Genomic DNA, 11,977 nt, shown 5'->3' with positions numbered 1-11,977 from the left:
TGTTCCAGTCCCCGTCCTCGCGTGAAGTACGCGCCGATTCCTGTGGCCGAGCGCGCAGTGTGCTCGAACCTAGAGTACGTGGCGGACGAATGTCGCTCTCGGGGTCGTTCGAGGACCGTGTCGCGTGTTGTTCCCGGGTTTCGACGGGAACCGAACGCGCGCTCGGACCGTCAATGTCGGTGTGAGCGTCATCGAATCGAACGACCCGCCGCACATCGCGGACACCTCGGCCCCGGGCTCGCAACTCCGCGCCGAACATCATTGCTTTCTCTCGCGTGCCGCTCCGTTCGAGCCGCCGCTCAGCTCCGGTGCCGTGCACACGTGGGATCCAGCGGCGATCACCGATTCGCCGCCCGCCCGACACCGACCCTCCGTGCGCAGCAACCGTTCTCGACGGCGCATCGAGCCTCCCGGCCGGCCGACGGTGCCCGCCGATGCGCGCTCGAGTGCCGACCGGGCGATGCGCATGATGATCGAGGTGATCGATCGTCGACGCAGCGCAGACCAGCTGTCGCCGTTGTTCACCGCCTCGATGATCGACCTGGTGCGGACCATAGTGCGAAACCCACCGCCAGGAAGGCGACTCGGTTTCGCCGCAGTGCGTCGAGTGCATGTGGCGTATCAGTCGGATGTCTCGGCGGAGATCTTCGGCTCGTACACTCGCGGCCCACGTATGTTCGCCTTCGCGGGCCGAATCGAGCTCGCCATCGACCCGCGCCGCCCCGGGTGGACGGTCACGTCGTTGCGAGTGGGGTGAGGGTCGCGTCGCCCCGCGGCGACGCGACCGTCGTGTACTACCTCTTGCGCTTGGAGCGAGCTGCCTTCTTGGGGGCCTTGCTCTGCGTTCTCGCCGCCTCGCGACGCTCGCGGCGGGTGCCCTCGGCCGCGGACTCGCTGCCGGTCGGGGTCGGCCCGGATCGACGAACGGCAGTGCCGCCGCCCTCGGCCGGACCGGAGAAGGTCAGTCTCTGGTCTTCCTGCTCGTCGAGACCCTTCGCCCGCAGCGCCGAGGGCACCGCAGGAGCAGTAGGTGCCGGAGCGGTGGGTGCGGGAGCCGTCGGTGCAGGTGCCGTCGGTGCAGGTGCTGCGGCGGGTGTCGCTGCCGGGCGGCCGGAGCCCACCGGAGAGGACAGTCCAGGAGCCACTGCGAGACCTGCAGAGGCTGCCGGACCTGCCGGAGCCGGTGTGGCCTCGACCTGCAGGTTGAACAGGAAGCCGACCGACTCCTCCTTCAGGCCGTCGAGCATGCCCTGGAACATGTCGTAGCCCTCACGCTGGTATTCGACCAGCGGGTCGCGCTGCGCCATCGCGCGCAGGCCGATGCCTTCCTTGAGGTAGTCCATCTCGTAGAGGTGCTCGCGCCACTTGCGGTCGAGAACCGACAGCAGAACTCGACGCTCGAGTTCGCGCATTCCGTTCTCGCCGGCGATACCGTCGATCTCGGCCTCGCGCTTGGCGTACGCCGATCGCGCGTCCTCGAGCAGCGCCTCACGCAATTCGTCGCGGGTCAGGTCGCCCTTCTCGCCGTCCTCGTTCTCGCCGGAGAGGACCTTGTGGTCGATTCCCACCGGGTAGAGAGTCTTCAGCGCGGTCCAGAGCTGTTCCAGATCCCAGTCCTCGACGTAGCCCTCGACGGTGGCACCGTCGACGTAGGCGGTGATCACGTCGGTGATCATGCCCTCGACCTGGCCCTCCATGTCCGCACCTTCGAGGATGCGGCGGCGCTCCTCGTAGATGACGGTGCGCTGCTGGTTCATCACCTCGTCGTACTTGAGAACGTTCTTGCGGATCTCGAAGTTCTGCTGCTCCACCTGCGTCTGAGCACTCTTGATGGCCTTGGACACCATCTTGGCTTCGATCGGGACGTCGTCGGGCAGGTTGAGCCGAGTCATGATCGATTCGAGTGCGCCGCCGTTGAATCGACGCATCAACTCGTCGCCGAGAGAGAGGTAGAAACGCGATTCGCCCGGGTCACCCTGACGACCGGAGCGGCCTCGCAGCTGGTTGTCGATGCGGCGCGAATCGTGCCGTTCGGTACCGAGGACGTACAGCCCACCGGCCTCGCGCACGGTATCGGCATCGGCCTTGACCTGCGCCTTGACCTCTTCCAGCGCAGGCTCCCAGGCGGCCTCGTATTCCTCGGGGGTCTCGACCGGGTCCAAGCCCTGCTTCCGGAGCTTCAGGTCGGCCAGGATGTCCGGGTTGCCGCCGAGCACGACGTCGGTACCACGACCGGCCATGTTGGTCGCGACGGTCACCGCGCCCTGCCGGCCCGCCTCGGCGATGATCGTCGCTTCCTGCTCGTGGAACTTCGCGTTCAACACGTTGTGTGCGACGCCGCGCTTGGTGAACTGCTTCGACAGGTACTCCGAGCGCTCGACGCTCGTCGTGCCGATGAGGACCGGCTGGCCCTTGCCGTGCCGCTCGACGACGTCGTCGACGACCGCGTCGAACTTGGCCTCTTCGGTCTTGTAGATCAGGTCGCCGTTGTCCACTCGAACCATCGGACGGTTCGTCGGAATCGGAATGACGCCCAGACCGTAGATCTGATGGAGCTCGGCGGCCTCGGTCTCGGCGGTACCGGTCATGCCCGAGAGCTTGTCGTAGAGGCGGAAGTAGTTCTGCAGCGTGATCGTGGCCAGAGTCTGGTTCTCGGCCTTGATCTCCACCTTCTCCTTGGCCTCGATCGCCTGGTGCATGCCCTCGTTGTAGCGGCGTCCCACCAGGATGCGGCCGGTGAACTCGTCGACGATGATGACCTCGCCGTCGCGAACGATGTAGTCCTTGTCCTTGGTGTAGAGCTCTTTGGCCTTGATCGCGTTGTTGAGGTAGTTCACCAGCGGTGAGTTGGCGGCCTCGTACAGATTGTCGATGCCGAGCTGATCCTCGACCAGTTCGACGCCTGCCTCGTGCACACCGATGGTCCGCTTGCGGATGTCGACCTCGTAGTGGGTGTCGACCTTGAGCATCGGCGCGATACGGGCGAACTCGCCGTACCACTTGCTCGACGCATCGGCCGGTCCCGAGATGATCAGCGGCGTACGGGCCTCGTCGATGAGGATGGAGTCGACCTCGTCGACGACGGCGAAGTTGTGGCCGCGCTGCACGAGATCGTCGAGCGAGTGCGTCATGTTGTCGCGCAGGTAGTCGAAACCGAACTCGTTGTTGGTGCCGTAAGTGATGTCCGCGGCGTACGCGGCGCGGCGTTCCACCGGGGTCATGCCGGACAGGATCACGTCGACCGAGAGACCGAGGAAGCGGTGCACGCGGCCCATCCACTCCGAGTCGCGCTTGGCGAGGTAGTCGTTGACCGTCACCACGTGCACACCCTCGCCGGAGATGGCATTGAGGTAAGCCGGGAGAACACACGTCAGTGTCTTGCCCTCACCGGTCTTCATCTCGGCGATGTTGCCGAAGTGCAGAGCGGCACCGCCCATGACCTGTACGTCGAAGTGCCGCTGCGACAGCACTCTCCAGGACGCCTCACGGGCCACGGCGAAGGCCTCGGGCAGGAGCTGATCCAGGGTCTCGCCTGCGGAGTACCGCTCCTTGAACTCCGCGGTCTTGCCGCGCAGTTCGTCGTCGGAGAGGCTCTCGACTTCGGAAGACAGGGTCGAGACGTGGTCGGCGATGCTCTTGAGCCGCTTGACCATGCGACCTTCACCGACACGGAGCAGCTTGGAAAACGACAGCGACGGCACGGGCTTTCTCGTCCTCGATCCTCGGTTCACGGGTACTGGTACGGACAACACTGCTTACTGCACGAGCTCACGGGTTCGTCACCACGACATCTGCGCGGCGGGTAACCCGAACGCGTCCATGGTAGGCGGTGTCGCTGTGAACCCGGCAGCCCGACTATCGGTCGTCGGAGATCGCCGGTCGGCCATTCGGACAACACCGACACAGCACTGCAGGCTCGACGTGGGGATCGAGTCTCCGGCGTCGAGCCTGCAGCGGTGAAAAGATTTCACGGACGGCGAACGTGTCGAACCGTCCCGATCGGTCCGGTCAGGTGAGTCTGATCAAGCCGTAATCGAAGGCGTGCCGTCGGTACACGACCGAGGGGCGATCGGTTGCGCTGTCGTGGAACAGGAAGAAATCGTGGCCCACGAGTTCCATTTCGTACAGTGCGTCGTCGACGCTCATCGGTGCGGCCGAGTGGGTCTTCGTCCGCACGATGTGCCCCGGACCGCTCTGGTCGTCCTCGAAGGTGTCGAGTTTCGTGTCGGGGTCGAGTGCCAGCGTGTCGTCCTCGGCGAGTTCGGCAGTGGCCTCGGCGACGGACACGGGCCGCTTCTCGCCGTAGTGAACCTTGCGACGGTCCTTGGTGCGCCGGAGTCTGCTCTCGAGTTTCGACGTCACCGCTTCGAGTGCGGCATAGAAACTGTCGGCGCACGCTTCGGCTCGAACGACCGGGCCCTTGCCCTTCGCGGTGATCTCCACGCGTTGACATGCCTTGGCCTGGCGGCGATTTCGTTCGTGCTGCAGTTCCACGTCGAACAGGTAGATGGAGGGATCGAAGCGCTCGAGGCGAGCCAGTTTCTCGGAGACGTATATCCGGAAGTGATCCGGTATCTCGACGTTGCGGCCCTTGACCACGACGTCCGCATTGCTCTTGGCGGGTTCTTCCGAGGGCTTCTCGTCGAAGAAAACCGAGGCTTGTGAAGGGGTCGTCACGCGTACCTCCCGATATCGGCCACGCCCACTGTTGGACGCGGCAAGTGTGCATGCCGAATGGGGAACCTTCCGGCATCAAAGTCCGGGGCATCACCTCACATCTGGTCCAGTCGGTGCGTGTCCGCGACGTTAGTCGGTCATCGACTCGTGTGCCACCGTTCACCCCGAATTGGTTGTCGGCGTGTCCTTCCCCTCCGCCGTCACGCACTCGCCACCACCAGCGCTCCGGCTACCGGGACTCCGAAATCGGTTAGCACTCTTGCACATTCGGCCAACGTGGCACCGGTGGTGACGACGTCGTCGGTCAGCAGAACGGTGAATTCCGCCGATGGCGTCACGCGTGCGTCGGCGTGCGAACGAGCCAGCCCGACGGCCTCGATCCGCCCTGCCACGTTGTGCTGTCGTTGTCCCGCCGACAGTCCGACCGAATCACGTACTCCACCGGTCATGCGGAGCAACTCGGGAACGAGCACACGCTCGGGTGCCAACTGCTCGGCGGCGATTCGAGCGCATCGCAGAACGGGATCGCCTCCACGAGCCCGCGCCGCACGAGCCCGAGAGGGCGCGCAGATCAGAATCAGCGAACTCAGCTCCGGTGGATCGATCTCACCCGCGTCGCGTAGATGTCCGACGGCCTCGGCGAGCGCTCGCCCGAAAGGCCGGGCCACCGACCGCCGACCTCGCTCCTTCAGCGCGATCACACCACTGCGGCGCGGCCCGCTGTACGTACCCAGGGACCAGCAGGGCACACCGGGATCGACTCGTGGCCGAACGGCAACGGGCGGGACGAACAGGGCCAGAGAACACCCTCCGCACCAGTGCTCCCCCGGCACACCGCACCCGGCGCACTCGAGGGGCAGAACCAGATCGAGGAGCGTCCGCATGGATGCGGAGTCTGCCCCGGCCCACCGACAGAGATCTGCGACCGACGTCAGCCGGGCAGAATGGGCACAGCTTTCACGCCGGCCAGACCGGTGACCTCACGCCAGTACCGGTCGCCGACCGGATCGGAGTTGTTGAGGGCGAACACGGCCCGTGCATCGGCCACGTACTCCGTTTCCGGCGAGGCATCGACCGCCAACACCGGGGTGGTCAGGTTGCGTGACGGCAACGGATCCATCCGGGATCCGTCGACGCTCACCTGGACCACCGGGGAGTCGGTCGCGACCCGCGCGATCACGATGGTGTCGCCGGTACTCCAGTCCAAACTCGTGGCGTCGCTACCGAGTCCGATGGCCACGGCCCTCGGCTCGGTGAGGGAGTACACACCCGAGGGCTCGCGCACCACCGTTGCCACGTACACGACGCCGTCGACGATGAGCGCAGCTCGCACGCCGTCGCGGGCCAGTCGCAGTTCGGTGATCCGGTTGCCGAGTGTCGTGACGGCGGTGGCCTCGACGGGTACCACCGACACCTGGCCGGTGGAAGGATCGCGGGCGGCCCGGATGACGTTGGTGCCGTCGATCACCGCCCAGGCTGCGTTGTCGTCGGCTCCCCAGGTGGGTCGAGTGATCGATTGTCCCTCGGCCACGGGAAACGCGCCGCCGTCGTAGCTGCCGACCATGAGCGTGCTCGACGGCGCAGGGGCGGGCCGTCCGGTGTCCGCAACTCCTGCCACGAGCGTGCCGTCGTTGGACAGGGCCACCGAGCGCAGATTGCGGGCCTGCCCGAAGTACCCGGGAGCGGGCGTGGTCTCCGCCTCGTCGACGCGAAGCAATGTGCCGGACGCGAGTGCGTGCAGTCCGACACCGTCGCCGGTACTGCCCAGCGGATCGAACGAGTCCACGCCTGCGGTCGTCCACCCGTCGGGCTTGGTCGTGTCGATCGGTTGACCGTCGGCGAGCAGCACGTAGGGCCCGGCCACCTCGGCCGAGGCCAGGGTCCAGATCACTTGCGCGGCAAGCAGTTCGCGATCGCGATCACCTTTGTTCTGCAGGCCGCCGAAATCGATTCTGATACCACCGAGTCCCACCCCCACCTGTGAGGTCTGACCATCGGCCTTGGTGATGGGCCCGCGAATACTCACGTCGTCGGACAGTTCGTTGCTCACCGCAGCGGACAGCGCGGACTTGGGGCCGTCGATGAGCAGCTGTACGAGCTGGTTGGCGAGCTGGTCCTGAGATCCGCTGGTCCACCGCACATCGGGCACGAGTACGCCACCGAGCGGATCGACGAAGTAGAGCGATCGCTGCTGATAAGTGTTCAGAAAAGCGGATCGATCGATGACGACACCGGGCGGCAGTTTCGAGATCCGCCACTGACCGTCCACCCGTGCCATCTCGATCGCAGCGTCGAAGGTGTCCGATCCGGCCTGGTACTCGCCGCCCGAGGCCAGCATCCCGGCCGTCGCCGAGCGGATCGTGAACTGCGCGGTATCTGCGGTTCGTGGACCGGACAGGGTGTCGATTCGATCCGCCACGACCGTCCGCGCGCCGTCGTCCCAGGTTCCCGACGCCTCCTCGGTGAGAAACTGCCGGGCGGCCTGGTGTCTGTTGGCCGAGACGGCGCTGGCCTCGAAGAAGTCGTCCAGCAGTCGATCGGGCTCACGTCCCGGCTCGGGGGCCGGGGCGCTGGTGGGAACGGCACCGGCGGTCAGGGTGCCGATGGCCTGGGGGCTGGACGACTCGGGCAGGCTGGCGCAGCCGCCCACGAGGGCGACGACGAGCGCGCACATCGCCAGCACCCGGGTGCGACGGCACGAGAAGATCACGTCGCGGGCTCCGACGTGGCTGTCTTGGCTGCGGTGATCGCGGGAATCGGTTGTCCTTGTGCGAACTTCTTGGTGCTGGGTTTGAGGGGCAGTGGGGATCCGATCACCTTGTGCCCGCGCACGAGCGGCAGAGTGAGTCGGAAGCATGCGCCTTCGCCCAGTGCTCCCCACGCCTCGAGCTTACCGTCGTGCAAGCGGGCGTCCTCGACGCTGATCGCCAGCCCCAGGCCGGTGCCCCCGGACCGTCGAACGCGGGAGGGATCCGAGCGCCAGAACCGGTTGAACACCAGCTTCTCTTCGCCTGGTCGCAGACCGACTCCCTGATCGCGCACGACGAATGCTGCCGCGTCGGCATCCGAGCGTAGCCGCAGCAGGACCGGCTTGCCTTCGCCGTGGTCGAGTGCGTTGGCCAGCAGATTGCGCAGAATCCGTTCCACCCGTCGGGGGTCGACCTCGGCGATGACTGCCGTCTCGGGCATGTCGACGATCACTTCGGTGCCGGTCTCGCGCGCCAGGTGCCGCACGGTCGACACTGCCGCCCGGGCGCACATCCGCAGGTCGAGTTGTTCGGCGGCCAGCTCGGCCACGCCCGCGTCGTGGCGGCTGATCTCGAGCAGGTCACCGAGCAGGGTCTCGAACCGATCGAGCTCGTTGACCAGCAGCTCCGAGGATCGCTTGAGTGCAGGCTCCAGGTCGTCGCTGGCGTCGTGGATGAGGTCTGCGGCCATCCGGACGGTGGTCAGCGGGGTGCGCAGTTCGTGGCTTACGTCGGAGGTGAATCGGCGCTGGAGGTTACCGAATTCCTCGAGCTGGGTGATCTGTTTGGAGAGACTCTCGGCCATCTCGTTGAAGGACATCGCGAGTCTGGCCATGTCGTCCTCGCCGCGGACCGGCATGCGCTCCTTGAGCCTGCCGTCGGCGAACCGCACCGCGATCCTCGACGCCGAACGAATGGGCAGAACCACCTGACGTGCGACGAGCATCGCGATCGCCGCGAGCAGCACCAACAGCACCACTGCGCCGATGAACAACGTGCCGCGTACGAGCGAGAGCGTGCGATCCTCGCTGGCCAACGGAAAGATGAGATAGAGCTGCAGGGCCGAGATGTCGGATCCGGTGGGCGATCCCATGATCAGCGCCGAGCCGGAGTACCCGCCGTCACTGTCGGTCACCGTCGCGTACTGCGAGCTGATCAGGCCCTTCTTGACGAAGTCGCGCAGGCTGTTCGGGATCTGATCGACCGGGCCCACCGAGGCCTCCGCGCGGGTGGCGTCGCCTTCCACGATCAGGACCGGATCGAACGATCCCGCAGACCCGGTGGTCGACGCGGCGTCCAGGTCCTGGTTGGTCAGCGCCGCCCTGGCTCGTTCGAGGCGCGTCGCGAGCCCGCTCGAGTCGTCGGCTCCGGCGAGGTTGCCCTCGACGGTGGTCCGTGAGCGGTCGAGTTCCTCGGTGGCTGCGGACAGCTTCGCTTCGAGCAGCCGATCGGTGATCTGAGAGGTCAGCACGACCCCGAGGATGAGGATGACCACCAGGGACAGGGTCAGCGTCGACACGACGACGCGCAGCTGCAGTGATCGACGCCAGGCATGGCCCAGCGACGTACTCAGCGAACGAAACCAACGCAGTACGGGAGAGAACTTGCCGTTGATTCGTCGCCGAGAATGGGAGAAACGGATCACGGCGGTCCGGCCTTGTAGCCGACCCCCCTCACGGTCAACACCACCTCGGGGTTCTCCGGATCCTTCTCGACCTTGGCACGCAGACGCTGCACGTGCACATTGACCAGTCGGGTGTCGGCTGCGTGGCGGTAGCCCCAGACCTGTTCGAGCAACACCTCTCGGGTGAACACCTGACGCGGCTTGCGAGCCAGTGCCACCAGCAGATCGAATTCGAGCGGGGTGAGAGAGACGAGTTCGTCGCCGCGACTGACCTTGTGGGCGGGCACGTCGATGACGATGTCCGCGATGGACAGCAGTTCGGCGGGTTCGTCCTCGGTCCTGCGCAAGCGCGCGCGCACCCGAGCGACCAGTTCCTTCGGCTTGAAGGGCTTCATGATGTAGTCGTCCGCGCCGGACTCGAGACCCAGTACGACATCGACGGTGTCGGTCTTGGCCGTCAGCATGACGATCGGCACGCCCGAGTCGGCACGCAGGACGCGGCAGACGTCGATGCCGTTCATGCCGGGAAGCATCAGATCCAACAGCACCAGATCCGGCCGGTTCTCGCGCACGGCCGCCAGTGCTTGGGTACCGTCGCCGACCACGAAAGGCTCGAACCCCTCACCGCGCAACACGATGGTGAGCATCTCCGCCAGAGCCGAATCGTCGTCCACAACCAGAATCCGAGGCTTCATGGTCCTATGGTGTCACTTTCCGAACGCCTGATGGCTGATTGAACATGTCGGCGGCGAGTCGATCGGGATCGACGTCGGCGGTGACGACTCGCCACGGTGACACCCAGTGCGAGGCCGCGAGCCTGCCGTACGCAGCCGAGGTTCGGCTCTGCAATGAGCCGTCCCTCTCGTAGGCGTCCCGGGTTCGAGCGACGTCCGCACTCTCACGGGCCGCCGCACGCTCGGCGGCGAGCGCAACCGGGACGTCGAGCAGAATCTGGACATCGGGAACGGGCACGGCGAATCGGTCGAATTCGAGCGACCTGATCCATTCGACGGCCTCGCCGTCCGCGGACTGCTCCAGCCGAGCCGCGGTGTAGGCGGCATTGGATGCCACGTACCGATCGAGGAGAACGATGTCGTTGTCCGAGAGCAATTTTCGGATCTCGTCGCCCGCGTCCCGGCGATCGAGCGCGAACAACAGGGCCATCGCGTGCACGCTGCCCGCGGTGTCACCGTGCTCGCCGTGCAACGCCTCGGCCGCCAGATCGGCGTGCACCGACCGGTCGTACCGGGGAAACCCGATGCGCTCGACCGACAGGCCCTGGCGTTCCCACGCCGAAACGAGCCGACGGGCGAGCGTGTTCTTGCCCGCTCCGTCGACTCCTTCGATGACGAACAGTTTTCCCACTGACGGTGCGGTCAGTAGCGGTAGTGCTCGGGCTTGTACGGGCCCTCGACGTCGACGCCGATGTACTCGGCCTGCTCCTTGGTGAGCTTGGTGATCGAGCCGCCGAGCGCTTCGACGTGGATTCGTGCGACCTTCTCGTCCAGGTGCTTGGGCAGGCGGTAGACCTCGTTGTCGTACTCGTCCGGCTTGGTCCACAGCTCGATCTGAGCGATGACCTGGTTGGAGAAGCTGTTGCTCATGACGAACGACGGGTGGCCCGTGGCGTTGCCGAGATTGAGCAGACGCCCCTCGGACAGCACGATGATCGAGTGCCCGTCCTTGAACTGGTACTCGTCGACCTGCGGCTTGATGTTGATCCGCGTGACATCGGGGGCCTTCTCCAGACCGGCCATGTCGATCTCGTTGTCGAAGTGGCCGATGTTGCCCAGGATGGCCTGGTGCTTCATCTTGCGCATGTGCTCGAACGTGATGATCGACAGGTTGCCCGTCGAGGTGATCACGATGTCGGCCTGCTCGATGAACTCCTCGACCGTGCGCACGTCGAAGCCGTCCATGAGCGCCTGCAGGGCGTTGATCGGGTCGGCCTCGGTGACGGTCACACGTGCACCCTGACCCTTGAGCGCCTCGGCGCAGCCCTTGCCCACGTCGCCGTAGCCACAGACCAGAACGGCCTTGCCACCGATGAGGACGTCGGTGCCGCGGTTGATGCCGTCGATCAGCGAGTGGCGGGTGCCGTACTTGTTGTCGAACTTGCTCTTGGTGACGGAGTCGTTGACGTTGATGGCGGGGAACGTGAGCTCACCCGCAGCTGCGAACTGGTACAGCCGCAGCACGCCGGTGGTGGTCTCCTCGGTGACGCCCTGCACGGACTCGGCAACCTCGGTCCACTTGGACTTCGATGCCTCGAGCGAACGACGCAGCAGGCCGAGGAACACCTTGTACTCGTCCGAATCGTGATCGTCGTCGGTCGGCGGAACCACGCCTGCCTTCTCGAACTGCGCGCCGCGCAGTACCAGCATCGTGGCGTCGCCACCGTCGTCGAGAATCATGTTGGCGGGCTGATCGGGCCAGGTGAGCATCTGCTCTGCCGCCCACCAGTACTCTTCGAGGCTCTCGCCCTTCCACGCGAACACCGGGACGCCCTTGGGCTCCTCGACGGTGCCGTACGGGCCGACGACGACGGCCGCTGCTGCGTGATCCTGGGTGGAGAAGATGTTGCACGACGCCCACCGCACCTCGGCTCCGAGCGCAACCAACGTCTCGATCAGCACCGCGGTCTGCACGGTCATGTGCAGCGATCCCGAAACTCGCGCTCCCTTGAGCGGCTGTACGTCGGCGTATTCGCGACGCAGCGCGATCAGACCGGGCATCTCGTGCTCGGCGAGCCGAATTTCCTTGCGGCCGAATTCCGCGAGGGACAGGTCCGCGACCTTGAAGTCGATTCCACCGCGGTGTTCCACGGTGAGTGCCGATCCTGACGTAACTGAGGTCGTCATCTTGCCTCTCCTGTTGACTGAGTGTCTGCCGTCCAGGCTATCGGGTCCGCACGCTTCGGGCTTCGACT

General features: G+C 65.7%; 9 protein-coding genes. 1 reads left to right on the top strand and 8 read right to left on the bottom strand.

The annotated features are described in order from the left end of the window. The first annotated feature begins 181 nt into the window (after window positions 1-181). Window positions 182-757: an Rv3235 family protein gene (locus tag R3P93_RS02045; protein ID WP_141215337.1), complete on the top strand. Its 576-nt coding sequence runs from the start codon at window positions 182-184 to the stop codon at window positions 755-757. A 37-nt stretch (window positions 758-794) separates the two neighbouring features. Here R3P93_RS02045 and secA read toward each other — a convergent pair whose 3' ends face one another. From secA to ahcY, 8 genes are all read right to left on the bottom strand, one after another. Then, window positions 795-3,701 (bottom strand): preprotein translocase subunit SecA, encoded by a 2,907-nt coding sequence (gene secA / locus R3P93_RS02040; protein ID WP_094688853.1) that lies wholly within the window; start codon window positions 3,699-3,701, stop codon window positions 795-797. Between the two features lie 307 nt (window positions 3,702-4,008). Then, window positions 4,009-4,677, bottom strand: coding sequence for a ribosome hibernation-promoting factor, HPF/YfiA family (hpf, locus tag R3P93_RS02035; RefSeq protein ID WP_068045673.1), 669 nt, complete (start codon window positions 4,675-4,677; stop codon window positions 4,009-4,011). 200 nt (window positions 4,678-4,877) lie between these two features. Next, window positions 4,878-5,561 carry a ComF family protein gene (locus R3P93_RS02030; RefSeq protein WP_317532313.1) on the bottom strand — a complete coding sequence of 228 codons (684 nt, stop codon included), beginning with the start codon at window positions 5,559-5,561 and terminating at the stop codon, window positions 4,878-4,880. A gap of 47 nt (window positions 5,562-5,608) precedes the next feature. Further along, on the bottom strand, window positions 5,609-7,387 hold the full coding sequence (gene lpqB / locus R3P93_RS02025) for an MtrAB system accessory lipoprotein LpqB (protein WP_373454865.1): 1,779 nt from the start codon (window positions 7,385-7,387) through the stop codon (window positions 5,609-5,611). Further along, window positions 7,384-9,069: an MtrAB system histidine kinase MtrB gene (gene mtrB, locus R3P93_RS02020; RefSeq protein WP_068045690.1), complete on the bottom strand. Its 1,686-nt coding sequence runs from the start codon at window positions 9,067-9,069 to the stop codon at window positions 7,384-7,386. The genes lpqB and mtrB overlap by 4 nt, the downstream gene beginning before the upstream one ends. Further along, complete coding sequence (mtrA, locus tag R3P93_RS02015; RefSeq protein WP_027496508.1) at window positions 9,066-9,743, bottom strand: MtrAB system response regulator MtrA; 678 nt, start codon at window positions 9,741-9,743, stop codon at window positions 9,066-9,068. The genes mtrB and mtrA overlap by 4 nt, the downstream gene beginning before the upstream one ends. A gap of 4 nt (window positions 9,744-9,747) precedes the next feature. Continuing rightward, window positions 9,748-10,413, bottom strand: coding sequence for a dTMP kinase (locus R3P93_RS02010; protein ID WP_068045693.1), 666 nt, complete (start codon window positions 10,411-10,413; stop codon window positions 9,748-9,750). Window positions 10,414-10,424: 11 nt separating this feature from the next. Further along, window positions 10,425-11,909: an adenosylhomocysteinase gene (ahcY, locus tag R3P93_RS02005; protein ID WP_068045695.1), complete on the bottom strand. Its 1,485-nt coding sequence runs from the start codon at window positions 11,907-11,909 to the stop codon at window positions 10,425-10,427. Window positions 11,910-11,977 lie beyond the last annotated feature (68 nt).

Source organism: Rhodococcus cerastii, assembly GCF_033042195.1.
GTDB lineage: Bacteria > Actinomycetota > Actinomycetes > Mycobacteriales > Mycobacteriaceae > Rhodococcoides.
Note: the sequence above shows the minus strand (reverse complement) of the source record. Positions and strands in the feature narration are given on the sequence as shown.